Below are 24,011 nucleotides of genomic sequence, written 5' to 3'. Positions count from 1 at the left end.
GAACTTGCCAGCATCGGTTTCATGTCCAATGGAACGAAGTGGTGTCGCGGCTGTAGCCGGGACGTCCCGCTGAGCGGGTTCGCCCTAGATCGGAATCGTGGCGACGGTCTCCAGCCGAGGTGCCGTGAGTGCGTGGCGGAGTACTCAGCCGCGCACTACCGGCGCCGCCAGGCGGCCAGCGGCAAGGTCGTCAAGGAGAAGGTGGATGTCCCGGTCGGCCACAAGCTCTGCCGACAGTGCGGTGAAGTCAAGCCGCACGCCGAGTGGCACAAGAACGCGTCGGCGTCTGACGGCCTATCGACTCGGTGCAAGGCGTGCAGGGCGATCCAGGGCCGGGCGGGCCACTTGAAGCGCTCCTACGGCCTCACCGAGGCGCAGCGGGACGAGATGATCACCGCTCAAGGCGGTGTCTGCGTGATCTGCCGGTTGGCCCCGGCCGAGCACGTTGATCACGATCATCAGACGGGTAAGGTCCGAGGCGTACTGTGCTTCAGCTGCAACGCAGCCCTGGGGCAGTTCAAGGATCGGCCGGACGTCATACGGCGTGCAGCCGCTTACGTGGAAGGAAACCTGTGGAACCCAACACTCGTAGCACAGGGCGTCTACCGGCAGCCTTCCTGACGCCGGGGTCGTCGTCCTTCATGGACTTCCTGGGCGCGCACTCGCCCGAGATGCTGCCCGGCAACCGCAAGCTGCCGGAGGGTGTCGTCGAGGCGCCGCACGGGACGACCATCGTCGCGGCCACGTTCCCCGGCGGGGTCGTCCTCGCCGGTGACCGGCGGGCGACCATGGGGAACATGATCGCGCAGCGGGACATCGAGAAGGTGTTCCCGGCCGACGAGTACTCGGCCGTCGGCATCGCCGGCACCGCCGGCCTGGCCGTGGAGATGGTGAAGCTGTTCCAGCTGGAGCTGGAGCACTTCGAGAAGGTGGAGGGGACGACCCTCTCGCTGGAGGGCAAGGCGAACCGCCTGTCCACCATGATCCGGAGCAATCTGGGCATGGCGATGCAGGGCCTGGCCGTCGTGCCGCTCTTCGCCGGGTTCGACGAGGCGAAGGAGAAGGGCCGGATCTTCTCCTACGACGTGACCGGCGGACGCTCGGAGGAGCACGGCTACGCGGCGACCGGTTCGGGTTCCATCTTCGCCCGCGGGTCGATGAAGAAGCTCTACCGTCCCGATCTGACGGAGCAGCAGGCCACGACGCTGGTGGTGCAGGCGCTGTACGACGCGGCCGACGATGATTCGGCGACCGGTGGGCCGGACCTGTACCGCAACATCTACCCGATCGTCACCGTCATCACGGATGAGGGTTTCCGCAGGCTGACGGACGAGGAGTCGCAGGAGCTCGCCCGCGCCGTCACCAACCGTCGTCTCGAGCAGCCCGACGGCCCGCGCGCCGCCCTGCTCTGACCATCCGTCTCCCTGTAGGAACCCAGAAGAAAGGGACGGACAGCCGGTGTCGACTCCGTTCTATGTGTCACCCCAGCAGGCCATGGCCGACCGGGCGGAATACGCCCGGAAGGGCATCGCCCGCGGCCGCAGCCTGGTCGTGCTGCAGTACGCCGACGGCATCGTGTTCGTCGGCGAGAACCCCTCGCGCGCGCTGCACAAGTTCAGCGAGATCTACGACCGGATCGGCTTCGCGGCCGCCGGCAAGTACAACGAGTACGAGAACCTGCGGATCGGTGGTGTGCGCTACGCGGATCTGCGCGGATACACCTACGACCGTGATGATGTGACGGCCCGTGGGCTGGCGAACGTGTACGCGCAGACGCTCGGCACGATCTTCTCCAGTGCGGGGGAGAAGCCGTACGAGGTGGAGCTGGTGGTCGCCGAGGTGGGTGCGACGGCGGCCGGTGACCAGATCTACCGGCTTCCGCACGACGGGTCGATCGTGGACGAGCACGGCTCGGTGGCGGTCGGCGGGAACGCGGAGCAGATCAGCACGTTCCTGGATCAGCGGCACCGGGACGGGATGACGTTGGCGGAGGCGCTGAAGCTGGCGGTGCAGGCGTTGTCGAGTCAGGCCAATGGTGCCGACAAGGCGATTCCGGCGGAGCGGCTGGAGGTCGCGGTGCTGGACCGGACGCGGTCGCAGCAGCGGAAGTTCAAGCGGATCCGCGGTCGGCAGCTGGCGCGGCTGCTGGAGGCGGATGTTCCGGCGGCGGCTCAGGCTGATGCCGTGTCGAACGACGAGGCTCCGGAGGACGAGGCGGAGTAGTTCCGCCGGTGTGCGTGCGGCCCCGGTTCGCCCCTTGCGGGCGGGCCGGGGCTTCGTCGTGTTCAGCGGGCGGCGGGGTCGGGGGCCGGGCCGGTGGAGTCGCGGACGATCAGTTCGACGGGGATGTCGGGGGCGGTCGAGGGGGTGCCGTCGAGGACGGCGAGGAGGGCGCTCATGCCCTGTTCGCCGACGCGTTCGGCGGGGAGGTGGACGGTGGTGAGTTCGGGTTCGACGGCGGTGGCGAGGGCGAGGTCGTCGAAGCCGGTGACGGAGAGGTCGGCGGGGATGTGCAGGCCGAGGCGGCGGGCGGCCTTGCAGGCGCCGGCGGCCAGGATGTCGTCGTCGCAGACGACGGCGGTGGGCCGGGGCCCGGGGGCCGTGAGGGCGGCTTCGGCGGCCGTACGGGCGCCGTGGACGCTGAGGGGGGCCCGGACGGTGCGCAGCTGTGCGTGGGGGCTCAGGCGGGCGCTGAGGGCCTGGGCGCGGATCTGGAAGGTCCAGGAGTCGACGGCGGAGGCGAGGTGGAGGACGTTGCGGTGGCCGAGGGCGAGGAGGTGGTCGGCGACCTGGTGCATGCCGTCGGCCATGTCGAGGTTGACGTGTGCGGCGGCGGCGGTGGCGTCGGGGTCGCTGTCGAGCATGACGAGGGGGAGGGTGTCGCCGCCGAGGGCGTCGAGGGCGTCGGCGGCCATGGAGGAGGCGATGACGCCGTCGAGGGCGGCGCGGGCGGAGGCGAAGGGGTCGCGGGCGGGGCCGGTGCCGTCGGGGGAGGGGTAGAGGACGACGCCGAAGTCGTGTCGGGCGGCGATGCGGGCGGCGCCGGTGTGGACGCGGGCGAAGAACTCGTTGGTGAGGGCGGGTACGACGAGGAGGGCGGTGCGGGTGGTGCCGAGGCGGAGGCTGCGGGCGGCGAGGTTGGGGCGGTAGCCGAGGGTGGCGGCCGTCGTGCGGACGTGGTCGGCGGTGCGGGGGGAGACGCGGCCGCGCCATTTGTCGCCGAGGACGAGGGAGACGGTGGCTTGGGAGACTCCGGCGGCGGTGGCGACGTCGCGGCTGGTGGGTCTCGTCACACGGGCTCCTGAAGTGCGTGGTCGGTGGGGGGTGGCGGGGTGGTCGCGGGTGTGCCGGGTGGACTGGTGAGCTGGGGCCATGGTACGTATGACGAGTCACGTTATACGTATTACCCCGGCTCGATCCGGGCAGAAGGGGGCGCTCATGGCCGCGGGGTACGCGGAGCTGCTCAGGACCCGGCATGCCGCGAGGCTGCTGGCGGGCACGCTCGTGGGCCGGCTGCCCAACGCCACGGCGCCGATCGCGATCGTGCTGTTCACCCGGGCCGAGGGCGGCAGCTACAGCCTGGCCGGGGCGCTGGCGGCCGCGTACGGGGTGGCCAACGCGGTGGGGCAGCCGCTGCTGGGGCGTGCCGTGGACCTGTACGGGCAGCCGCGGGTGCAGCTGCCGGCCGCGGTGGTCTCGGCGCTGGGGATGGTGTGGCTGGCGGTGGCCGGTACGGCGCCGGTGGCGGGCGCGTATGCCGCGGTGGTGGTGGCGGGGCTGTTCACGCCGCCGCTGGAGGGCGGGCTGCGGGCGCTGTGGCCGGGGGTGCTGGGCGGCAGGGAGGAGCGGGTGCACGCGGCGTACGCGATGGACGCGGTGGCCCAGGAGGTCATGTTCACGGTGGGGCCGCTGCTGGTGACGCTGTTCGTGGCGGTGTGGTCGCCGGCCGGGGCGCTGCTGGCGCTGAACGCGATCGGGGTGCTGGGGGCGGTGTCGGTGGTGGTGAGCGAGCCTTCGCGGGCATGGCGTTCGGCGCCGCGCGAGGCGCACTGGCTGGGGGCGTTGCGTTCGCGCGGGCTGCTGGCGCTGCTGGGGGCGTTCTTCTTCGTGGGGACGGCGCTGGGGTCGATCACGGTGGCGGGTGTCGCGTATGCGGACGACCACGGGGACCAGGCGGTGTACGGGTGGCTGATGGCGGCGCTGGGGCTGGGTGCGCTGATCGGCGGGGTGTTCTACGGGTCGCGTGAGTGGGTCGGGCGCCCGGAGCGGCGGCTGCGGATGCTGGTGGCGCTGCTGGCGGTGTGCTATCTGCCGCTGGTGCTGACGCCGGGGCCGGTGGCGATGACGGTGCTGGCGGCGGTGGCGGGCGTGTTCCTGGCGCCGGCGCTGGCGTGCGCGTTCATCGTGGTGGACCGGCACGCGCCGGCGGGGACGGTGACGGAGGCGTTCTCGTGGCTGGTGACGTTCTTCGGTGTCGGTGCGGCGATCGGTACGGCGGCGGCGGGGCCGGCGGTGGAGCTGGGCGGCACGGCGTCGGGCTTCGGGGTGGCGGGGGTGGCCGGTTTCGCGGCGCTGATCGTGCTGATGGCGACTCAGCGGGTACTGGCGGCCGGGGGCCGCGGCGGCGGGCCGGAGGGGGCGTCGGAGGGGGCGTCGGGGGGCTCGTCGGCGGAGGGTGCCGGGGTGGCGTCGGGGGTGCGGGCGGAGGGCTGATCGGGGGGCGGCCGGGCGGCCGGATGGCGGTGCGGGCCGGGGCGGTTTCGGCAAATTGATCGAAACGGCGCTCGCGAACCCGGTTTCAGAAGAGGGCAGGAGGCGTAATGTTCAGTCATGGACCGCCGCATTTTCGGGCTGGAGAACGAGTACGGCGTCACGTGCACGTTCAGGGGACAGCGCCGACTGTCTCCTGACGAAGTGGCGCGCTACCTCTTCCGCCGTGTTGTGTCATGGGGCCGCAGCAGCAATGTCTTCCTGCGGAACGGTGCCCGTCTGTACCTTGACGTGGGCTCACATCCGGAATATGCAACTCCCGAATGTGACAACGTGACCGAGTTGGTCACGCACGACAAGGCGGGCGAGCGCATTCTCGAGGGCCTACTCGTCGACGCCGAACGCCGCCTGCACGAGGAGGGAATCGCGGGCGACGTCTATCTCTTCAAGAACAACACCGACTCGGCGGGCAACTCGTACGGTTGCCACGAGAACTACCTGGTGGCCCGGCACGGGGAATTCTCCCGGCTGGCGGACATTCTCATTCCGTTCCTCGTCACGCGGCAGCTGATCTGCGGGGCGGGCAAGGTGCTGCAGACGCCCCGGGGCGCGGTCTACTGCGTGAGCCAGCGGGCCGAGCACATCTGGGAGGGCGTCAGTTCCGCGACGACCCGTTCGCGTCCGATCATCAACACCCGCGACGAGCCCCACGCGGACGCGGAGCGCTACCGCCGGCTGCACGTGATCGTGGGCGACTCGAACATGTCCGAGACGACCATGCTGCTGAAGGTCGGGGCGACCGACCTGGTGCTGCGCATGATCGAGGCGGGCACGGTGATGCGGGACCTGACCCTGGAGAACCCGATCCGGGCGATCCGTGAGGTCAGCCACGACATCACCGGTCAGCGCAAGGTGCGCCTGGCCAGCGGCCGGGAGGCGTCGGCGCTGGAGATCCAGCGGGAGTACTACGACAAGGCGGTGGACTTCGCGGAGCGGCGGGGGATCCGTACGGGCGTGGTGGACCAGGTGCTGGAGCTGTGGGGCCGCACGCTGGACGCGATCGAGGCGGAGGACCTGGACCGGATCGGGACCGAGATCGACTGGGTCATGAAGTACCAGCTGATCGAGCGGTACCGGGGCAAGCACAACATGACCATGTCGAATCCGCGGGTGGCGCAGATAGACCTCGCCTACCACGACATCCACCGGCGGCGCGGGCTGTACTACCTGCTGGAGCGCAAGGGGCAGGCGGCGCGGATCTGCAACGACCTGAAGATCTTCGAGGGCAAGTCGGTGCCCCCGCAGACGACGCGGGCGCGGCTGCGCGGCGACTTCATCCGGCGTGCGCAGGAGCAGCGGCGCGACTTCACGGTGGACTGGGTCCACCTGAAGCTGAACGACCAGGCGCAGCGGACGGTGCTGTGCAAGGACCCGTTCCGGTCGGTGGACGACCGGGTGGAGAAGCTGATCGCCGGCATGTGAGTGCCCGGTGTGACCCGGCACCGATCTCGCGCAGGGCCCCGTACGGTCTCGTACGGGGCCCTGCGCACGGCTTAGAGTGGCGGGCGACCGCCTTGCCGTCTGAGATCTGAGGAACACGTGCGCCGACTTGCCGGCCTGCTTGTCGTACCCCTTCTGCTGCTGTCGACAGCGGCGTGTGGCGACGACAGCGGCTCCGACTCCGCCCAGATGAAGAACGGGGTGCCCGCGATCACCAAGGGCGCCAAGTTCGGGGAGACGCCCACCCTGTCGCAGGGGAAGGGCACGCCGCCGAAGGACCTGAAGGTGGAGACCCTCAGCGAGGGCGACGGCCCTGCGCTGAAGAAGGGCGACATCGCCCAGGTCAACTACCTCGGGCAGGTGTGGGACGGCAAGGAGCCGTTCGACGCGAGCTTCGGCAAGGGCAAGCCGTTCGACGTGACCATCGGCGCGGGCATGGTCATCAAGGGCTGGGACCAGGGCCTGGAGGGCCAGAAGGTCGGCAGCCGTGTCGAGCTGGTCATCCCGCCGGCGCTCGGTTACGGCGAGCAGGGCTCGGGCGACAAGATCAAGCCCAACGCGACGCTGGTGTTCGTCGTGGACATCGTCAAGGGCACGTCCGTCCCGGCCTCGGCCACGGGCAAGGAGGTCGCCCAGGACAACAAGGACCTGCCGAAGGTGGGGACGAACACGGACGGCAAGGAAGTCTCCGTGACGGTCCCGAAGGACACCGCCGAGCCGGGCAAGCTGGTGTCGAACTACGTCCTCGAGGGCGACGGTGCCGCGGTGAAGGACACCGACAACGTCGTGGTCAAGTTCAACGGCAAGACGTGGAAGGACGACAAGACCTTCGAGAGCACGTACACCAGCGACACGACGGTCACCTGGCCGATGGAGCAGCTGTCGGTCAAGGGGCTGAAGGAGGGCCTGCTCGGCAAGAAGGTCGGCAGCCGTGTCCTGCTGGTCATCCCGCCGGACCTGGCCTTCGGCGACAAGGAGCAGGGGACGATCCCGGCCAAGTCGACGCTGGTGTTCAGCCTCGACATCCTCGCGGTGATGTAAGACTGTCCCGGTTGGGCCCCCGTTCGTACGTATGAGGAGCAGTTCCGTGAGCGACAAGCTCGAGAAGCCCGAGATCGACTTCCCCGAGGGCCCGGTTCCGACCGACCTGGTCAAGGAGGACCTCTGGCTGGGCGACGGCGCCGAGGCCAAGGCCGGCGACAACGTCAAGGTCCACTACGTGGGCGTGGCGTTCTCCACCGGTGAGGAGTTCGACGCTTCCTGGAACCGCGGCACGCCGCTGCAGTTCAAGCTCGGTGCCGGCCAGGTCATCTCCGGGTGGGACCAGGGCATCCAGGGCATGAAGGTCGGCGGGCGCCGCAAGCTGACGATCCCGGCGCACCTCGCCTACGGCGACCGCGGCGCGGGCGGCGGCGTGATCGCCCCGGGCGAGACGCTGATCTTCGTCTGCGACCTGATCGCCGTCTGATCCCGAAGGCGCGCCCGCCAGGGCCCCCGCCGTGAGGCGGGGGCCCTCGCTTTTTGTCCCGGACGGCCGGGGCGGTACGGTCAGCGCTCACGGGTGTGTGTCGAGGACGGGGGAGCGGCGTCGATGGCGATTGCCAAGGCCGAGCGGCTGATGAATCTGGCGCTGTGCCTTCTGGGTACCCGACGGCCGCTGAGCAAGCGGGAGTTGCGCGGTTCCATCGAGGCATACCTGGAAGCCGGCAACGACGAGTCCTTCAACCGCATGTTCGAGCGGGACAAGGACGACTTGCGGGAACTCGGCCTGGTCATCGAGACGGTGGAGAACCTGGAGGGCGAGATCGGCTACCTCGCGCGCCGGGACAGCAACCGGCTGCCCCCGGTCTGCCTGGACGCCGAGGAGGCCGCCGCCCTGGGCCTGGCGGCCAAGGTGTGGCAGCAGGCCCGGCTCGCCGGCGCCGCCAGCGGCGCCCTGCAGAAGCTCCGGGCGGGCGGGATGCCGGAGGCGGGGGACCCCTACGAGGGGCAGCACAGTGCCATCGAACCGCGCATCCCCGTGCACGAGGCGGCCTTCGAGCCGCTGATGCTGGCCTGCCGGGACCGCCGGCCGGTGGTCTTCGACTACCGCAAGTCCACCGCCGCCACGCCCGGTACCCGCCAGGTGGAGCCCTGGGCGCTGGAGTGCTGGCGCGGCCACTGGTACCTGGCCGGCTTCGACCGCGACCGCGGGGCGGAGCGGGTGTTCCGGCTCTCCCGGATCACCGGCAAGGTGCGCTCCCGCGCCGGCCGGTACACCGCGGAGGTGCCGGACGTGGTGACCGTGCGGGAGACGGTGGAGCGTTTCGCGGGGGAGAGCGCGGAGCGCTCGGCGCTGATCCGGCTGCGCGCCGGGGCGGGTTATCCGCTGCGCGCCAAGGCCACCGCCGTGCGTGAGGGCGGCGACGGCTGGGACGAGCTGGAGATCCCCTACGGGCACGGGCTGGACGCCTGGCTCGTGGAGTTCGGCCCGGACGTGGTGGTCGTGGAGCCGGCCGATCTGCGGGCGGACGTGGTGGACCGGCTGCGCGCCGTCGCCCAGGGCTGATCCGATACACCTGTCGCTACGCCCTGAGGGGGAGACGTACCAGCATGGCTGCCAACGCCATCGACCAGACCCGCCGGATGCTGTCCCTGGTGACGTATCTGCGCGAGCGCCCGGGCGCGCACGTCGCCGACGTGGCGCGTGCCTTCGGGATCACCGAGGACGAGCTGATCTCGGACCTCGACGTGCTGCCCATGTGCGGGACCAGCTTCCGCGGCGGGGACCTGCTCGACATCGACACCGACGGCGAGCGGATCTGGTGGCGCAATCCCGACGCCTCGGGGGAATCCACCGCCGAGCCGCTGCGGCTGGCCGCCGACGAGGCGACCGCGCTGCTGGTGGCCGCCCGCGCGGTGGCGACGCTGCCCGGGCTGCGGGAGGGCGACCGGGACGCGCTGCTGCGGGCCACCGCCAAGCTGGAGGCCGCGGCGGGCGAGGCCGCCGGGGCCAGCTCGCGGCTGTCGGTGACGTTCGAGTCGGAGGGCGGGGTCTTCGCGGACGTCGACCGGGCGATCTCGGAGCGGCGCCGGCTGTGGCTGCGGTACTACTCGCCGGCGCGCGACGAGCTCACCGAGCGCAAGGTCGACCCGATCCGGCTGTTCGCGGTCGGGCACACCTACATGGAGGGGTGGTGCCACCTCTCCGAGGCCCGGCGCACTTTCCGTCTGGACCGGGTCGCGGAGATCCGGCTGCTGGACGAGCGGGCCGAGCCGCCCGCGATCGAGCCGCGCGACCTGTCCGAGGGGCTGGTCCAGCCGGCCGCCGAGGATCCCGAGGTGGTGGTCGAGGTCGGGCCCGGCGGGCGCTGGGTGGCCGAGTACTACCCGCACGACAGCGCCGAGGAACTGGCCGGGGGCGGCCTGCGGATCACGCTGCGCAGCCCGGATCCGGCGTCGCTGCGCCGGCTGGCGCTGCGGCTGGGCCGCGAGGGGCGGATCGTGGCTCCCGCGGAGCTGGCGGACAGCGCGCGCAGTGCGGCCCGGGAAGCGCTGGCGGGGTACGGGGAACAGGTCTGAGGGGAGCAGCGGTCGATGTCGCCTACGTCGGGTATGTCGGTTTCTTCGGGTGCTCCGGGATCGTCCGCGGCATCGGGGTGCGTGTCGTTCAAGGCGGCCTGTCCTGACTGCGGCGCCCGCTTCGAGCTGGACGCGGGCGCCCTGCGGCTGGTCATCGGCGGAAGCCGGCGGACCACCTTCTACTCCTTCACCTGTCCGGGGTGCGGGCGGTCGGTCCGCAAGCCGGCGGGGGAGCGCATCGTGGAACTGCTGACCGGCGGGGGCGTGAGCACCCTGCGCAGCGTCTGAGCCGCCGGGTGGCCTAGGCTCGTCCCATGCTGTGGCCGATGTTCGCAATTGCCCTGGGTTTCCTCGGGATCGCCGTCCTCGCCGTGCCCGCGGTACGGGTCTTCGTGGAGGTCCGCAGGCTCTCTGTGCAGGTTGCGGCGGCCAGCCGCCGGATCACCGAGGCCGCGGAGGACCTGGAGCGGTCCGCGGCCGACCTCGCCCGGGCGGGACGCGGCGTGCGGCCGTGAAACGGGGCGAACCGGGGCGGACCGGGTGCGGGTGGGGGCTCCGCGCGCAAGCGCGGGTACCCCGGGGGATTGCCCGGCGTTAACCCCCGGGGGTTACGATCCTTGCCTGAGCGGTTGCCGGATTTGGGTCCGAGCCGTCCACAGCCACCACAACCAGTCGTTTCGGTGAGAAGGAAGACACACATGATCGGCAATCTGAAGCCCCTTGAAATCTTTCTGATCATCGCTGTCATCGTGCTGCTGTTCGGCGCCAAGAAGCTCCCCGAGATGGCCCGCTCCCTCGGCAAGTCGGCCCGCATCCTCAAGAGCGAGGCCAAGGCCATGAAGAAGGACGGCGAAGCGGACGACGCGGCCCCGGCCGCCGACCAGGCCGCGCAGCAGCCCGTCGTCCCGCGCACCATCCAGGCCGCGCCCGGTGACGTCACCAGCTCGCGGCCCGTGAGCGAGCCGAACCGCACCACCCAGGGCTGACGCGAGCCGGCACGCCAGTCATCTGCAACGAGACGAGGGACGTGGGTTGCTCAAGTCTGCCCGCAAGCAGGAGAAACCAGGACGACAGGCCAAGGACGCCGAAGGGCGCATGCCTCTCGTCGAGCACCTGCGTGAGCTGAGAAACCGTCTGCTGAAGTCGGTCCTGGCGATCCTCGTGATCACCGTCGTGGCGGCCTTCTTCTACAAGGACCTCATCGACTTCATGCTGCGGCCGATGCTGGACTCCGTCGGCTGCACCGACGGGGTGCTCTCGCAGCGCAACGGCCGGCCCTGCGCCGACATGACCGTCAACGGCCTCATCGCCCCCTTCTCGATCGCCCTGAAGGTCTCGCTCACCGCCGGTGTGGTGCTGTCCGCGCCGGTCTGGCTCTACCAGCTGTGGGCGTTCACCGCCCCCGGCCTGCACAGCCACGAGAAGAAGTACGCGATGAGCTTCGTCGCGGTCGGCGCCCCGCTCTTCGCCGCCGGCGCGGTGCTCGCGTACAAGGTCCTGCCGCAGACCGCGACGATCCTGCTGGACTTCACCCCCGAGCACGCCCGCAACCTGCTCCCGGTCGACGACTACCTCGACCTGGTCACGCGCATGGTCGTCGTCTTCGGCCTGGCGTTCGAGCTGCCGCTGCTGCTGATCCTGCTGAACTTCACCGGCGTGCTGACGGGCAAGCGCCTGGCGAGCTGGTGGCGCGCCATGATCCTCGGCATCACCGTCTTCGCCGCCTTCGCGACGCCCACCGGCGACCCGCTCACCATGCTCTCGCTGGCCGCCCCGATCGTGGCCCTGTACTTCATCGCGCTCGGCGTCTGCCTGGTCAACGACCGCAGGCGCAAGCGCAAGGACCCCGACGCCGGGCTCGACGACGACGAGGCCGCCGAGTTGGACCTCACCCCGGCGCCCCTCGGCGAGATGGAAACCGTCCCCGCCCCGGCCGCGCTGCCCGGCCAGGCCGACGGCGGACGCCAGCGGATCAACGGCTACGACGACGCGACCTGAGGGGCCGCCTCCCTCCCGGCCGCCGCACCGGAGGGACCGCGGCGCCGGCCGCCCCGGCACCCGACGCGCCCGGCGCCCCGGCCCCCGCCTCCTCACTTAAATGATCGCGACTGTTGTCAGGGGTGACGGGTAGGCTCGAACCCAAGATGACCGAAGAACTCTCACCGGCCGAGCGGTACGCCGCCGCCCGGATCCGCGCCGCCGAAGAGGCCAGCGCGCTGGCCCCCTTCCGCGAGATGTACGCATTCGATCTGGACCCGTACCAGGTCGAGGCCTGTAAGGCACTGGAGGCCGGCAAGGGCGTCCTGGTGGCCGCTCCGACCGGTTCGGGCAAGACGATCGTCGGCGAGTTCGCCGTGCACCTGGCCCTCCAGCAGGGCCGCAAGTGCTTCTACACCACGCCCATCAAGGCCCTGTCGAACCAGAAGTACGCCGACCTCGTCAGGCGCTACGGCGCGGACAAGGTCGGCCTGCTGACCGGCGACAACAGCGTGAACTCCGAGGCGCCGGTGGTCGTGATGACCACCGAGGTGCTCCGCAACATGCTCTATGCCGGCTCCCAGTCGCTGGGCGGCCTCGGCTACGTGGTGATGGACGAGGTGCACTACCTCTCCGACCGGTTCCGCGGGGCCGTCTGGGAGGAAGTGATCATCCACCTGCCCGAGTCGGTGACCCTGGTGTCACTCTCGGCGACGGTGTCCAACGCCGAGGAGTTCGGCGACTGGCTGGACACCGTGCGCGGCGACACCCAGGTGATCGTCTCCGAGGAGCGGCCCGTACCGCTGTGGCAGCACGTCATGGCCGGCCGCCGGATCTTCGACCTCTTCGAGGAGGAGTCCGACCACGGAGGCCGCGGCTCCGCCCGCCGCGAGGTCAATCCCGACCTGCTGCGGATGGCGCGCGAGGAGAACAGCCGCACCTACAGTCCCAAGGACCGGCGGCGCGGGAAGATGGTCCGGGAGGCGGACCGCGAGCGCGAGCGGCGCTCGCGCGGCCGGATCTGGACGCCCTCGCGGCCCGAGGTCATCGCCCGCCTCGACGGCGACGGGCTGCTGCCCGCCATCAACTTCATCTTCAGCCGGGCCGGCTGCGAGGCCGCCGTCCAGCAGTGCCTCTACGCGGGCCTGCGGCTCAACGACGACTCCGCGCGCCTGCGGGTCCGCGAGATCGTCGAGGCGCGGACGGCGTCCATCCCCCGGGAGGACCTGCACGTCCTGGGCTACTACGAATGGCTCGAAGGTCTGGAGCGGGGCATCGCCGCGCACCACGCGGGCATGCTGCCCACCTTCAAGGAGGTCGTCGAGGAGCTCTTCGTACGGGGCCTGGTCAAGGCCGTCTTCGCCACCGAGACCCTGGCGCTCGGCATCAACATGCCCGCGCGCACGGTCATCCTGGAGAAGCTGGTCAAGTGGAACGGCGAGCAGCACGCCGACATCACTCCCGGCGAGTACACGCAGCTCACCGGCCGGGCCGGGCGGCGCGGCATCGACATCGAGGGCCACGCCGTCGTGCTGTGGCAGCGGGGCATGGACCCGGTGGCGCTCGCCGGGCTCGCGGGCACCCGTACCTATCCGCTGCGCTCCAGCTTCAAGCCCTCCTACAACATGGCCGTGAACCTGGTCAGCCAGTTCGGGCGGCACCGCTCGCGCGAACTGCTGGAGACCTCCTTCGCGCAGTTCCAGGCCGACCGCTCGGTCGTCGGGATCTCCCGCCAGGTGCAGCGCAACGAGGAGGGCCTGGAGGGCTACCTCGAGGGCATGACCTGCCACCTCGGCGACTTCGAGGAGTACGCGCAGCTGCGCCGGGACCTGAAGGACCGGGAGACCGAACTGGCCAAGCAGGGCGCCGCGCAGCGCCGGGTGCAGGCGGCCGGCTCGCTGGAGAAGCTCAAGCCGGGTGACATCATCCACGTGCCCACGGGCAAGTTCGCCGGGCTCGCGCTGGTCCTGGACCCCGGTGTGCCGGCCGGGCGCGTCCACGGGCACCGCGGGTACGAGTACGCCGAGGGCCCGCGCCCGCTGGTGCTCACCGCCGAGCGGCAGGTCAAGCGGCTCGCCGCGATCGACTTCCCGGTGCCGGTGGAGGCCCTCGACCGGATGCGCATCCCCAAGACGTTCAACGCCCGCTCTCCGCAGTCCCGTCGGGACCTGGCCTCCCAACTGCGGGCCAAGGCCGGGCACATCACGCCGGAGAAGCGTGGGCGCGGCCGGGCCGCTGCGGCCGACGACCGCGAGATCGCCCGGCTGCGGGCGGAGCTGCGGGCGCACCCCTGCCACGGCTGCGACGAGCGCGAGGACCACGCCCGCTGGGCGGAGCGCTACCACCGGCTCAAGCGGGACACGCAAGCGCTGGAGCGGCGGATCGAGGGGCGGACCAACACCATCGCCCGCACCTTCGACCGGATCCACGCCCTGCTGACCGAGCTGGACTACCTGCGCGAGGACGAGGTCACCGTGCACGGCAGGCGGCTCGCCCGGCTCTACGGCGAGCTGGACCTGCTGGCCTCCGAGTGCCTGCGCGCCGGTATCTGGGAGGGCCTGAGCCCGGCCGAACTGGCCGCCTGCGTCTCGGCGCTGGTCTTCGAGGCGCGGCAGTCCGACGACGCGGTCGCGCCGAAGGTGCCCGGCGGCGCGGCGAAGGCCGCGCTCGGCGAGATGGTCCGCATCTGGGGTCGGCTCGACGCCCTGGAGGAGGAGCACCGCATCAACCAGGCGGAGGGCGTGGGCCAGCGCGAGCCGGACCTCGGGTTCGCCTGGGCGGCCTACCAGTGGGCCTCCGACAAGAGCCTGGACGAGGTGCTGCGCGAGGCGGAGATGCCGGCCGGCGACTTCGTGCGCTGGTGCAAGCAGGTCATCGACGTGCTGGGGCAGGTCGCCGCCGCGGCGCCGTCGGCCTCCGGCGACAGCGGGAGCACCGTGGCCCGCAACGCCCGCAAGGCCGTCGACGCACTGCTGCGGGGCGTGGTGGCCTACAGCTCCGTCGGCTAGCCGGCGCCGGGCCGTGGATCAGGACCCCGCCTCCCAGGCGGCGGGGTCCTCCCAGGCCCGCAGGGTGCGGTCGCTCTCGAAGCGGTGGCTGATGCCGGTGACCGGGTCGGTGAACTCCAAGGCCCGGGCGAGGAGTTGCAGCGGGCGCCGGTAGTCGTCCGGGGCGGGGTCGGTGACCTGCGGGTAGACCGGGTCGCCCAGGATGGGCACCCCGAGGCTGTTCATGTGCACGCGCAGCTGGTGGGTGCGGCCCGTGTGCGGGGTCAGCCGGTAGCGGCCCACCGTGTCCCGGGTCCCGGTCAGTTCCACCCGGCTCTCCGCGTTGGGTTCCGCGCCCGGCACCTCCACCGCCGCGATGACCCCGCGGGCCTTCTCGATGCGGCTGCGGACCGTGCGCGGTAGGGAGAGCGCCGGGTCGTGCGGTGCCAGCGCCTCGTACTCCTTGCGGACCCGGCGCTGCTGGAACAGGAGCTGGTACGCCCCGCGGTCCTCGGGCCGGACGCTGAAGAGCACCAGCCCCGCCGTCAGCCGGTCCAGCCGGTGCGCCGGGCTCAGGGCCGGCAGGTCCAGTTCCGCACGGAGCCGGGCGAGGGCGGTCTGGGTGACGTGGCTGCCGCGCGGGGTGGTCGCGAGGAAGTGCGGCTTGTCCGCGACCAGGAGGTGCGCGTCGCGGTACACGACGCGGATCGGGAACGGGACGGGCGCCTCCACGGGAAGGTCGCGGTGGAACCACAGGTGGCCGCCCGGCTCGTACGGGTCGCGCGCGTGCAGGACCCGGCCGCCGGGCCCCAGCACCCGGCCCGCCTCCAGCAGCCGGGCCACCGCCCCGGCGCCCGGGCCGCCCGCGTAGTGCGCGGCGAGGTAGCTGCCGAGATCGGGCCAGGTCCCGTCCGGATCGGGGGGCAGGCGCAGTCGGACCGGGTCGATGCCGGCGCGCTGGGGGAGGGGGGAGGGGGGCGGCGGGGTTCGGCGTCTCATCGGAGACAAGGCTATGCCGACACGCTACTGCTCGGTGAAGGTGCCCAGGTGGTCGGCGTCGAGGTACTCGACGCGGAGCGTGCCGTCGGCGAAGGTCACCCCGGTGCGGCCGACCGCGTTCTCGCCGGTGGTCTCGAAGCTGAAGGTGTCGCCGTCGTAGTGGGTCAGGGGGAACCGCAGCGGCTTCGGCCCGAGGGCCAGGGTCAGCGCGCCGGTGTCGTCGGCGGTGACGGTGGCCTTGCCGTAGTAGGGGCTGACGTAGCTGCCGGTGTACGCGGCGCTGTCCTGGGCCGGCCGGGCGGAGGCGGGCGGCGAGGCGTAGTCGGTGGGGGAGCGGCCCGCCTGCTCCATCTGCTCGTAGAGGGAGCCGGCCAGACCCAGCCAGTCGGCGGTGGCCTTGCCGTGCTCGGCGAAGTCGAAGAAGTCCAGGGCGACGGCGTCGGCCAGTCCGACGGGGGCGCCGTTGGTCAGGACGACGATGCCCAGGCGCTCCAGCGGGAGCATGGTGACGTTGGTGTTGGCACCCAGCTCGAAGGCCCCGGAGTGGCTCAGGCGCAACCGGCCAGCGTCGTCGTAGGAGACGTTCCAGCCGAGGCCGTAGAAGCCGGTGCGGGCGGTGGCGCCGGCCGGCGGCTGCGAGACGACGTGGGGGACGTGGGTGCGGGCCAGGGTGTCGGCGGGGATGATCCGCTTCCCGTCCAGGGTGCCGCCGGCGAGCTGCAGGCGCAGCCAGCGGGACATGTCGCGCGCGGTGGAACTGACGCCGCCGGCCGGGGCCTGCGCGTCGGGGTTGCGCACGAAGCGCGGGCTCCAGGCCCCGTCGGGGGCCTTGACGTGGGTCGCGGCGTGGTCGGGGGAGTTGACGAACGCGGAGAACTCGGTGCTGGTGTGCGTCATGCCGGCGGGCCTGAACAGGGTGTCGGCGCTGAGCTTCTGCCAGGTGGTCGCCTTGGCGCGGGCGATGGCCTCGGCGGCGGCGGTCAGACCGAAGTTGGTGTACGCGTAGCTCGCGCGGAACGGGGACAGCGGGGCCAGGCGCAGGTGGTCGAGGATGTAGGTCCGGTCGTAGCCGAGGTCCTCGAGGAGGTCGCCGGCGTGGTCGGGCAGGCCGCTGCGGTGGGAGAACAGGTCGGCGGTGGTGACGTGGCCGGTGACCCAGGGGTCCTTGAGGGAGAAACCGGGGAGGGTGGTGTGGCGGTCCCACTGGTCGGGGTCGGTGAGGGTGCCGGCCACGACGGTGGAGGACACCGGCTTGGAGAGGGAGGCGATCTGGAAGACGGTGTCGGGGCTGACGGCGGCGCTCTCGCCGGTACGGCGGACGCCGAAGCCCTGGAGGTGGACGACCTCGTCGTCGTGGACGACGGCCACCGAGACGCCGGGGACGCCGGTGCGGCGCATCATCTCCCGGACCGTGCCGTCGAGGCGGGCCACCGCCTTCGCCACGGCCGCGTCGCTGAGCGCGGGCTTCGGGGCGGGGGGTGGGCTGGGGGCCGTCGTCCCTGCGGTGACCAGCAGGACGGCTGCCCCGGCCGTGACCGCTGCGCGGAGCATGTGCATGGGCTCATTGTCCCGCCGGGGCCGGGGATCCGCGCGGGGTGGCGGCGCCGCAGCGGGGGCCCCGCGTCTCAGCCGTCGGCCCGGGCTGGATGTGGCTCGGGGGTGCTGCCGGGACTCCGCCCCGGACCCCGCGCCTCAAACGCCGGCGGGGCTGGATGGGGCTCGGTGCTGTGCGTGATCTGTCGGCGCGTGGTGGTCGGGTGCGGCGCCGTTGCCGGGGCTCCGGCCCGGACCCCGCGCCTCAAACGCCGGCGGGGCTGATGGGGGTTCGGGGGCGCTGCCGGGGATCCGGCCCGGGCGCTGGGGCTGGTGCCTGCGTACCCGGGCTTCGCCGCAGGCGGCTAGGCGGCGGTTGCGTGGTCCTGTTCGGCTTCCACCGCCGCGTTCCAGTCGCGCTTGATCGCGCGCCAGCCCTCGTCCGTCTCGCCCAGGCGCCAGTAGCCGGAGATCGAGAGGCGTTCGCGGGCGATGCCGCGTTCCAGCCGGAGGTGGCGGCGCAGGTCCTTCACGAAACCCGCCTCGCCGTGCACGAAGGCGCAGACGTCCGTGGAGGGGAACTCCAGCGCCGTGACCGCCTCGACCAGCGCCTCGCCGATCGGCCGCTCGCCGCGGTGCAGCCAGACCGGGGCGATGCCGTCCGGGGTGGTGATCCTCTGCTCCGCCGACGGGCCGTCGACCTCCACGAAGGCGTGCACCCGCGCACCCGCCGGCATCCGCTCCATCGCCGCCGCGATCGCCGGCAGCGCGCTCTCGTCGCCGACCAGCAGGTGCCAGCCGGCCGTCGGGTCGGGGGCGTAGGCGCCGCCCGGGCCGAGGAACCGGACGACCTCGCCGGGCTGGACGCGCGCGGCCCAGGGCCCGGCCAGGCCCTCGTCCCCGTGGACGACGAAGTCGAGCGTCAGCTCCCGGCGGGCCGCGTCCCACCGCCGGACGGTGTACGCGCGCTGTCTCGGCCACTGCGTCCGCGGGAAGTGGGCGCGGATCCGCTCCAGGTCCCACGGCTCGGGGTACCGGACGCCCTGCGGCGGGAAGAGGATCTTGACGTAGTGGTCGGTGAACTCGCCCGCGCCGAACCCGGCCAGTCCGTCACCGCCCAGAACCAGGCGCACCATGTGCGGCGTGAGCCGCTCGGTGCGTACGACGACGGCGGTGCCGACGGAACGGGCGCGTCCTTCTGCCACGGTGTCTCCCCTGACTCCCCAGAACCAAGCTTAGGATTACCTAAGTTAGCATCTCATGGCCGGAGCGCGCTGCTGAGACGCGACACGGCTCCACCCAGACCCCACCGACGGGCGAGGGCGTCGACGAGCTCGGGCTGGGCCGGGGCGGCCGGCAGGGCAGGGTCGAACGGCGGCAGCGGGACGTCGGAGGCCACCTGGACCACCTTCGGGGCCACGGCCAGATAGGGGCGGGATTCGTCCAGGCGCTTGCGCTGGGCGGGGGTCAGCTTCGACTTCGGGTCGTCGACCGCCGCGATGATCCCGGCGAGCGAGCCGTAGGCGTCGAGCAGCTTCGCCGCCGTCTTCTCGCCGATGCCCGGAACGCCCGGCAGGCCGTCGCTCGGGTCCCCGCGCAGCAGGGCCAGGTCCGCGTACCCGGGACCGTCCACCCCGTACTTCTCGCGCAGCCACGCCTCGTCCGTCACCTGCAGGCTGCCGACGCCCTTGAGGGGGTAGAGGACCCGCCGCCCCCGGGCGTCGTCCACCAGCTGGTACAGGTCCCGGTCGCCGGTGACGATGTCCACCGGGCCCGTCGCGCGGGCGGTGAGGGTGCCGATCACGTCGTCCGCCTCGTAACCGGCCACGCCGACCCGGGCGATGCCGAAGGCGTCCAGCGCCGCCTCGATGATCGGGACCTGCGGGGCCAGCGTGTCGGGCGTCTCCTCCACGTCCGGTCCCGCCGGGGTCTCCACGGCGACCCGGTGGGCCTTGTAGGAGGGGATCAGCTCCACCCGCCAGTGCGGCCGCCAGTCGGCGTCCATGCAGGCCACGAGGTCGTCCGGGCGGTGGTCCTGGACCAGCCGGCCGATGAAGTCGAGCAGGCCGCGCACGGCGTTGACCGGAGTGCCGTCGGGGGCCTTCACGGAGTCCGGCACACCGAAGTAGGCCCGGTAGTAGAGGGAGGCGGTGTCCAGGAGCATCAGGCGTCGTGTCGTCACGCAGACGATGATGCCGCAACGCCGCCCGGGAGCCGCCCGGGCGGCCACGGACCGTGAGCGCTCCCGTACGGGAACAGCCGTGCACGCGAAACGTGGGGCGGATGCTGCGTAAGGTGCTTACAGCACACCGATGTGCGACGGACAAGGGGAGGGCAGCCCCGACATGAACGACAGGGACGGCACGGACGGCCTGGACGACGAACGCCCCAAGGGCACGGGCAGCGACAAGGACAAGGAAAAGGACGGCAAGGAGCCGCTCCGGGTGGGCGTGGCCGTGCGCAAGCGGCGCCGCGCCCTCCACCTGACCCTGGCCGCCGTGTCGGCGCGCAGCGGGCTGTCGGTCCCGTTCCTGAGCCAGATAGAGAACGAGCGGGCCCGGCCCAGCATGCGGTCCCTGGAGAGGGTCGCCGACGCGCTGGAGACCACGGCCGTGGAGCTGCTCGCCGCGTCCGACACCGCGCGCACGGTGGACCTCGTACGGGCCGGTGACGCCTCCGGGCTCACGCCGGTGCCGGGCGTGCGGCCCCTCGTCCGCGGGCACCACCAGCTGCACGCCCTGGAGTTCACCGGGGACCAGGACGCGGGGCGCGAGTACCAGCACCGCAACGACGAGCTGATGTACGTGGTCGCGGGCGCCTGCCAGGTGGAGGCGGAAGGGCGGGCCTACCGGCTGGAGAGCGGCGACGCGCTGTTCCTGTCGGGAGGCGTACGCCATCGCTGGCGGGCCGTCACCGAGGACACCCGGATCCTGGTCGTGGCGGTGGGCGAGCACATCCACGCGACCTCCGAGCCGCCGTCCCCGGAGCACTGAGCGCCGTGCGCCGGATCGTCTCGCTGGTGCCGTCCCTGACCGAGGCGGTGGCCGTCAGCGCGCCCGGCCTGCTGGTCGGGGTCACCGACTGGTGCACGCACCCCGCGGACCTGGGGGGCGCGGCGCGCGTCGGAGGGACGAAGAACCCCGACGTACGCGCCATCGCTGCGCTGCGCCCGGACCTGGTGATCGCCAACGAGGAGGAGAACCGCGCCGTGGACCTGGCGGCGCTGCGGGCGGCCGGACTCCCGGTGCTCGTCACCGAGGTGCGCGACCTGGCGCAGGCCCTGCGGGAACTGGACCGGCTGCTGGTCGGGGTGCTGGGGCTGGCCAGGCCCGGCTGGCTGGCGGACGCCGAGGCCGCGTGGGCCCGGGTGGAGCCGGCCGCCGAACGGACGGCCTTCGTGCCGGTGTGGCGGCGGCCGTGGATGGTGCTCGGCCGGGACACCTTCGCGGGCGACCTGCTCGCCCGGCTGGGCGTGCGCAACGTCTACGCGGGGCACCCCGAGCGGTATCCCAGGATCCCGGTGGAGGAGCTCGCGGCGGCGGGCTGCGATCTGGCGGTGCTCCCGGACGAGCCGTACCGCTTCACCGCGCAGGACGGCCCGGAGGCGTTCCCCGGCCTGCCCGCCGCGCTGGTCAGCGGCCGCCACCTCACCTGGTACGGGCCCTCGCTCGCCGAGGCCCCGGCCGTGCTGGCCGGGGCGCTGCGGCAGGCGCGCGTCGCCCGCTAGGCGGCGGCCCGCCCGCTAGGCGGCGGGCAGGAGGCGGCCGGTGGACAGGCCGCGCAGGGTGTGGGCGGCGGCGAGCAGCCAGGCGGTCAGCAGGGCGAGGAAGAGGACCGCGGCGAGCCACGCGAAGGCGCTCAGGCCGGTGTGCCGGGCCAGGCCGGCCGCGCCGGTGACGCAGGTGCCGACGGGGAAGGTCAGCGCCCACCAGGTCATCGCGAAGCCCATGCCGTCGCGGGCGGCCCGGACCAGCAGGGCCGCGGCGAGGGCCAGCCACAGCAGGGCGAAGCCCATCACGGGGACTCCGTAGACGACCGCGAAGGCGCCGAGGGCGTCGGCGTAGGGGGCGCCGATCGACTGCGGGGCCATGTCGGCGAGCTGGTTCACGGCGGTGGTGGACTGCCCGAGGGGGCCGAGGACCAGGAACAGCGTGGGGGTCAGGAGCAGGGGGAGGGGGCCGCCCACGAGCAGCCGGCCGAAGACCAGGGGCAGCATCAGCAGCGTGGCCAGCAGGCTGATGCCGAACATCGCGTAGCAGGCCAGCAGCAGGGCCTCGCGGGGCTGGCCGGCGGGCAGATGGGGGATCAGCAGGGGGCCGACGGCGGCCGAGACCATCGGGGCGACCAGCGGGAGCAACCAGACGGGGGTGGCCTGCCGGGGCTCGACCTTGTGCCGGACCACCATCAGGTAGGGCACGGCCACCGCCGCGAGCAGGCCGACGGCGGTGCCGGCGGTGAAGAGCACGGCGTCCACGGCGACGGCGGCGCCGGTCCCGATGAGGTCCTTGCCGACGAGGAGCGTGCCGCAGCCGACGGCCAGCAGAGCCATCGCGAGGCAGCCGTAGAAGGGGGCGACGGCGGGGTCCAGGAGGTGGGCGCGGGCCTGGTCGGGGTGGTGGAGCCAGTGGCCGGCGCGGGCGGTGAGCAGCACGGCGAGCATGACCGCGGACAGCGCCCAGGCGAGCTGGCAGGCCACGCGCTGGCCGGGGAGCTGGTGGGGCAGGGCCGCGCCGGCGTTGGCGATGATGGCGGTGCCCATGACGCAGGCGTACCAGTTGGGGCCGAGGTGCCGCAGCGCCGGCGCCTTGTGGGCGGTGGGCGCGGGGGCGGAAGGGGTGCGGGGTCGCACGAGGGTGGTGGCCATGGGTCCAGCGTCCTGCCGGTAGGGGCCGAACGGCAGAGGCCACCTGTCTATAAGGCCATAAACTGATGTTATGGCTAATGAGGAGCGGGTGCCGCTGGCGCACCGGGTGCCGGACCTGGGGGCGCTGGAACTGCTGCTCGCCGTGGCGCGGGTGGGGAGCCTCAGCGGCGCCGCCCGGCGGCTGGGGATCACCCAGCCCGCGGCGAGCAGCAGGATCCGGGCGATGGAGGCGCGGCTCGGGGTGGCGCTGGTGGACCGTTCGCCGCGGGGGTCGACGCTGACGGCGGAGGGCGCGCTGGTGACCGACTGGGCCCGGCAGGTCGTGGAGGCGGCGGAGGCCTTCGACGCGGGGGCGCAGGCGCTGCGCGGGCGGCGGGACTCGCGGTTGCGCGTGGCGGCCAGCATGACGATCGCGGAGTACCTGCTGCCCGGGTGGCTGATCGCGCTGCGCGGGCAGCGGCCGGACACGGCGGTGTCGCTGCACGCGGGCAATTCGGCGGACGTGGCGGAGCGGGTCCTGAACCACGAGGCGGACGTCGGCTTCGTGGAGGGGCTGACCGTCCCCGAGGGGCTGGACTCCGCGGTGATCGCGCAGGACCGGCTGGTGGTGGCGGTGGCACCGGGGCACGCCTGGGCGCGCCGCACGAAGGGGGTGGAGGTGGCGGAGCTGGCGGCGGCCCCGCTGATCCTGCGGGAGCGGGGGTCGGGCACGCGGCAGGTGCTGGACGCGGCACTGGCGGGGCGCGGGGGGCTGGCCGCCCCGCTGCTGGAGCTGGCGTCGACCACCGCCGTCAAGGCGGCGGCGCTCAGCGGGGCCGGGCCGTGCGTGCTGTCGGAGCTGGCGCTGGGGGACGAGCTGGCGGCGCGGCGGCTGGTGGAGGTGCCGGTGGCCGGCGCCGCGCTGGGACGGGCCCTGCGGGCGGTCTGGCCGGCGGGCGCCCGCCCGGCGGGGCCGGCCCGCGACCTGCTCTCGCTGACCCGCCGCCGGCCGTGAGGTCCGCCCGCTCCGGGCCGATCGGGCGAGGGCGGAGCGATGCGGCGGTGCTCGAGCGGGGGCCGGACGCCGATCAGGCCACCGGGACCGCACTGCGCGCGGTGGCGGCCTCGACCAGGGAGGCCATCACCCGGGTGTCCCCGTCCCGCTCCGGATGCCACTGGACGCCCAGGACCCACCGTTCGGGGTCGGGCAGTTCGATCGCCTCCACCGTGCCGTCGACCGCGTGCGCGGAGGCGACCAGGCCGCGGCCCAGCCGTGCGACGGCCTGGTGGTGGTAGGTCGGGACCCGGGCCTCCTCCGGGACCAAGGCCGCGTACCGGGTGCCGGGGACCGGGCGGACCGGGTGCCAGGACATCTGGCCCTGGATGTCGAAGTGGCCGTCGATGTGCTGGACCAGCGTGCCGCCGAGGGCCACGTTCAGCGCCTGCATCCCCCGGCAGATCCCGAGCACCGGCACGTCCGCCTCCAGGGCGGCGGCGAGCAGGGCCAGCTCCCAGTGGTCGCGGACGGTCGCGGGCGCGCCCGTACGGGAGTCGCGCGGAGCCCCGTAGTGCACCGGGTCCACGTCCGGACCGCCCGCGACGACCAGTGCGTCCACCCGGCCCAGCACCTCCGCCGCCGCGTCCGGTTCGTCCGGCGGCAGCAGCACGGCCGCGCCGCCCGCCGCCTGGACGAGTTCGTAATACCCCGAGGGGACCAGGGAGGTCGAGAGGTCCCACACGCCGTAGCGGGTGGATTGCTCGACGTAGGTGGTGATGCCGATGAGCGGCCGTGGCACGGCTCTACCTCCGGAGGGGCGCGGTGCGGGTGGGACGGGGGCGGGTCGGGGCGGACCGGGCGGTGCGGGGCGGTACGGGGGGCCGGCCGGGCGGTGCGGGGGCAG

Annotated in this window: 24 protein-coding genes; 17 read left to right on the top strand and 7 right to left on the bottom strand. The window is 72.7% G+C overall.

Annotation, left to right across the window (positions count from 1 at the left end; translation table 11 throughout):
- Positions 1-21 precede the first annotated feature (21 nt).
- From AC07FY_RS18940 to prcA, 3 genes are read left to right on the top strand one after another with little or no spacing between them, the layout of a single operon-like run.
- On the top strand, positions 22-621 hold the full coding sequence (locus AC07FY_RS18940) for an endonuclease VII domain-containing protein (protein WP_479007588.1): 600 nt from the start codon (positions 22-24) through the stop codon (positions 619-621).
- On the top strand, positions 573-1,412 hold the full coding sequence (prcB, locus tag AC07FY_RS18935; RefSeq protein ID WP_479007586.1) for a proteasome subunit beta: 840 nt from the start codon (positions 573-575) through the stop codon (positions 1,410-1,412). Before AC07FY_RS18940 ends, prcB begins: the two co-directional genes overlap by 49 nt.
- 46 nt (positions 1,413-1,458) lie before the next feature.
- Positions 1,459-2,223: a proteasome subunit alpha gene (prcA, locus tag AC07FY_RS18930; RefSeq protein WP_479007584.1), complete on the top strand. Its 765-nt coding sequence runs from the start codon at positions 1,459-1,461 to the stop codon at positions 2,221-2,223.
- A gap of 62 nt (positions 2,224-2,285) precedes the next feature.
- Here prcA and AC07FY_RS18925 read toward each other — a convergent pair whose 3' ends face one another.
- Positions 2,286-3,293 carry a LacI family DNA-binding transcriptional regulator gene (locus AC07FY_RS18925; RefSeq protein ID WP_479007582.1) on the bottom strand — a complete coding sequence of 336 codons (1,008 nt, stop codon included), beginning with the start codon at positions 3,291-3,293 and terminating at the stop codon, positions 2,286-2,288.
- 145 nt (positions 3,294-3,438) lie between these two features.
- Here AC07FY_RS18925 and AC07FY_RS18920 point away from each other — a divergent pair, with 145 nt between their 5' ends.
- The 11 genes from AC07FY_RS18920 (at position 3,439) to AC07FY_RS18870 (ending at position 14,756) form a co-directional block, all read left to right on the top strand.
- Positions 3,439-4,713 (top strand): MFS transporter, encoded by a 1,275-nt coding sequence (locus AC07FY_RS18920; protein ID WP_479007580.1) that lies wholly within the window; start codon positions 3,439-3,441, stop codon positions 4,711-4,713.
- Positions 4,714-4,830: 117 nt separating this feature from the next.
- On the top strand, positions 4,831-6,192 hold the full coding sequence (pafA, locus tag AC07FY_RS18915) for a Pup--protein ligase (RefSeq protein WP_030655944.1): 1,362 nt from the start codon (positions 4,831-4,833) through the stop codon (positions 6,190-6,192).
- A gap of 117 nt (positions 6,193-6,309) precedes the next feature.
- A complete protein-coding gene (locus tag AC07FY_RS18910) occupies positions 6,310-7,251 on the top strand; it encodes an FKBP-type peptidyl-prolyl cis-trans isomerase (protein ID WP_479007578.1) in 942 nt (313 codons plus the stop codon).
- Between the two features lie 46 nt (positions 7,252-7,297).
- Positions 7,298-7,678 carry an FKBP-type peptidyl-prolyl cis-trans isomerase gene (locus AC07FY_RS18905; protein ID WP_479007576.1) on the top strand — a complete coding sequence of 127 codons (381 nt, stop codon included), beginning with the start codon at positions 7,298-7,300 and terminating at the stop codon, positions 7,676-7,678.
- A gap of 123 nt (positions 7,679-7,801) precedes the next feature.
- Positions 7,802-8,758 (top strand): helix-turn-helix transcriptional regulator, encoded by a 957-nt coding sequence (locus AC07FY_RS18900; protein ID WP_479007574.1) that lies wholly within the window; start codon positions 7,802-7,804, stop codon positions 8,756-8,758.
- Between the two features lie 44 nt (positions 8,759-8,802).
- Complete coding sequence (locus AC07FY_RS18895) at positions 8,803-9,771, top strand: helix-turn-helix transcriptional regulator (protein WP_479007572.1); 969 nt, start codon at positions 8,803-8,805, stop codon at positions 9,769-9,771.
- 33 nt (positions 9,772-9,804) lie between these two features.
- Positions 9,805-10,059: a hypothetical protein gene (locus tag AC07FY_RS18890; RefSeq protein ID WP_479007570.1), complete on the top strand. Its 255-nt coding sequence runs from the start codon at positions 9,805-9,807 to the stop codon at positions 10,057-10,059.
- Between the two features lie 26 nt (positions 10,060-10,085).
- Entirely contained in the window at positions 10,086-10,286 is a 201-nt protein-coding gene (locus tag AC07FY_RS18885; protein WP_479007568.1) for a hypothetical protein, read from the top strand.
- 183 nt (positions 10,287-10,469) lie between these two features.
- Complete coding sequence (gene tatA / locus AC07FY_RS18880; protein WP_479007566.1) at positions 10,470-10,757, top strand: Sec-independent protein translocase subunit TatA; 288 nt, start codon at positions 10,470-10,472, stop codon at positions 10,755-10,757.
- Positions 10,758-10,803: 46 nt separating this feature from the next.
- The gene (gene tatC, locus AC07FY_RS18875) at positions 10,804-11,769 is read left to right on the top strand and encodes a twin-arginine translocase subunit TatC (protein WP_479007564.1); all 966 of its coding nucleotides are present in this window, start codon (positions 10,804-10,806) and stop codon (positions 11,767-11,769) included.
- Positions 11,770-11,915: 146 nt separating this feature from the next.
- Positions 11,916-14,756, top strand: coding sequence for a DEAD/DEAH box helicase (locus AC07FY_RS18870; RefSeq protein ID WP_479007563.1), 2,841 nt, complete (start codon positions 11,916-11,918; stop codon positions 14,754-14,756).
- A gap of 18 nt (positions 14,757-14,774) precedes the next feature.
- Here AC07FY_RS18870 and AC07FY_RS18865 read toward each other — a convergent pair whose 3' ends face one another.
- The 4 genes from AC07FY_RS18865 to AC07FY_RS18850 all read right to left on the bottom strand — a co-directional run bounded on the left by AC07FY_RS18865 (position 14,775) and on the right by AC07FY_RS18850 (position 19,431).
- Entirely contained in the window at positions 14,775-15,734 is a 960-nt protein-coding gene (locus AC07FY_RS18865; RefSeq protein ID WP_479007561.1) for an RluA family pseudouridine synthase, read from the bottom strand.
- A 24-nt stretch (positions 15,735-15,758) separates the two neighbouring features.
- A complete protein-coding gene (locus AC07FY_RS18860) occupies positions 15,759-17,291 on the bottom strand; it encodes a serine hydrolase (RefSeq protein WP_479007559.1) in 1,533 nt (510 codons plus the stop codon).
- A gap of 341 nt (positions 17,292-17,632) precedes the next feature.
- Positions 17,633-18,472 carry a siderophore-interacting protein gene (locus tag AC07FY_RS18855; protein ID WP_479007557.1) on the bottom strand — a complete coding sequence of 280 codons (840 nt, stop codon included), beginning with the start codon at positions 18,470-18,472 and terminating at the stop codon, positions 17,633-17,635.
- Positions 18,473-18,525: 53 nt separating this feature from the next.
- Positions 18,526-19,431: a 5'-3' exonuclease gene (locus tag AC07FY_RS18850; protein ID WP_479007619.1), complete on the bottom strand. Its 906-nt coding sequence runs from the start codon at positions 19,429-19,431 to the stop codon at positions 18,526-18,528.
- 181 nt (positions 19,432-19,612) lie between these two features.
- Between AC07FY_RS18850 and AC07FY_RS18845 the strand changes: the two genes are divergently transcribed.
- Both AC07FY_RS18845 and AC07FY_RS18840 read left to right on the top strand, forming a co-directional pair.
- Complete coding sequence (locus AC07FY_RS18845) at positions 19,613-20,260, top strand: helix-turn-helix domain-containing protein (RefSeq protein ID WP_479007555.1); 648 nt, start codon at positions 19,613-19,615, stop codon at positions 20,258-20,260.
- Between the two features lie 5 nt (positions 20,261-20,265).
- Positions 20,266-20,994: a helical backbone metal receptor gene (locus AC07FY_RS18840; protein ID WP_479007553.1), complete on the top strand. Its 729-nt coding sequence runs from the start codon at positions 20,266-20,268 to the stop codon at positions 20,992-20,994.
- A gap of 15 nt (positions 20,995-21,009) precedes the next feature.
- Here AC07FY_RS18840 and AC07FY_RS18835 read toward each other — a convergent pair whose 3' ends face one another.
- Positions 21,010-22,131 carry a TDT family transporter gene (locus AC07FY_RS18835; RefSeq protein ID WP_479007552.1) on the bottom strand — a complete coding sequence of 374 codons (1,122 nt, stop codon included), beginning with the start codon at positions 22,129-22,131 and terminating at the stop codon, positions 21,010-21,012.
- A 70-nt stretch (positions 22,132-22,201) separates the two neighbouring features.
- Between AC07FY_RS18835 and AC07FY_RS18830 the strand changes: the two genes are divergently transcribed.
- Positions 22,202-23,125 carry a LysR family transcriptional regulator gene (locus AC07FY_RS18830; protein ID WP_479007550.1) on the top strand — a complete coding sequence of 308 codons (924 nt, stop codon included), beginning with the start codon at positions 22,202-22,204 and terminating at the stop codon, positions 23,123-23,125.
- Positions 23,126-23,198: 73 nt separating this feature from the next.
- On the opposite strand, the gene AC07FY_RS18825 is transcribed toward AC07FY_RS18830, so the two are convergent.
- Complete coding sequence (locus AC07FY_RS18825; RefSeq protein ID WP_479007548.1) at positions 23,199-23,906, bottom strand: gamma-glutamyl-gamma-aminobutyrate hydrolase family protein; 708 nt, start codon at positions 23,904-23,906, stop codon at positions 23,199-23,201.
- Positions 23,907-24,011: the final 105 nt, after the last annotated feature.

The organism is Streptomyces sp. NPDC045967 (assembly GCF_056430495.1).
The sequence above is the reverse complement of the archived record's forward strand: the minus strand, read 5'-3'. Positions and strand labels throughout refer to the sequence as shown.

Bases quoted from the DNA above. Each gene is read 5' to 3' on its own strand.
- AC07FY_RS18940 (WP_479007588.1), top strand. From the start codon at position 22: ATGTCCAATGGAACGAAGTGGTGTCGCGGCTGTAGCCGGGACGTCCCG.
- AC07FY_RS18920 (WP_479007580.1), top strand. From the start codon at position 3,439: ATGGCCGCGGGGTACGCGGAGCTGCTCAGGACCCGGCATGCCGCGAGG.
- pafA (WP_030655944.1), top strand. From the start codon at position 4,831: ATGGACCGCCGCATTTTCGGGCTGGAGAACGAGTACGGCGTCACGTGC.
- AC07FY_RS18900 (WP_479007574.1), top strand. From the start codon at position 7,802: ATGGCGATTGCCAAGGCCGAGCGGCTGATGAATCTGGCGCTGTGCCTT.
- AC07FY_RS18895 (WP_479007572.1), top strand. From the start codon at position 8,803: ATGGCTGCCAACGCCATCGACCAGACCCGCCGGATGCTGTCCCTGGTG.
- AC07FY_RS18890 (WP_479007570.1), top strand. From the start codon at position 9,805: ATGTCGGTTTCTTCGGGTGCTCCGGGATCGTCCGCGGCATCGGGGTGC.
- AC07FY_RS18885 (WP_479007568.1), top strand. From the start codon at position 10,086: ATGCTGTGGCCGATGTTCGCAATTGCCCTGGGTTTCCTCGGGATCGCC.
- tatA (WP_479007566.1), top strand. From the start codon at position 10,470: ATGATCGGCAATCTGAAGCCCCTTGAAATCTTTCTGATCATCGCTGTC.
- AC07FY_RS18870 (WP_479007563.1), top strand. From the start codon at position 11,916: ATGACCGAAGAACTCTCACCGGCCGAGCGGTACGCCGCCGCCCGGATC.
- AC07FY_RS18865 (WP_479007561.1), bottom strand. From the start codon at position 15,734: ATGAGACGCCGAACCCCGCCGCCCCCCTCCCCCCTCCCCCAGCGCGCC.
- AC07FY_RS18860 (WP_479007559.1), bottom strand. From the start codon at position 17,291: ATGCACATGCTCCGCGCAGCGGTCACGGCCGGGGCAGCCGTCCTGCTG.
- AC07FY_RS18850 (WP_479007619.1), bottom strand. From the start codon at position 19,431: ATGCTCCTGGACACCGCCTCCCTCTACTACCGGGCCTACTTCGGTGTG.
- AC07FY_RS18845 (WP_479007555.1), top strand. From the start codon at position 19,613: ATGAACGACAGGGACGGCACGGACGGCCTGGACGACGAACGCCCCAAG.
- AC07FY_RS18835 (WP_479007552.1), bottom strand. From the start codon at position 22,131: ATGGCCACCACCCTCGTGCGACCCCGCACCCCTTCCGCCCCCGCGCCC.
- AC07FY_RS18830 (WP_479007550.1), top strand. From the start codon at position 22,202: ATGGCTAATGAGGAGCGGGTGCCGCTGGCGCACCGGGTGCCGGACCTG.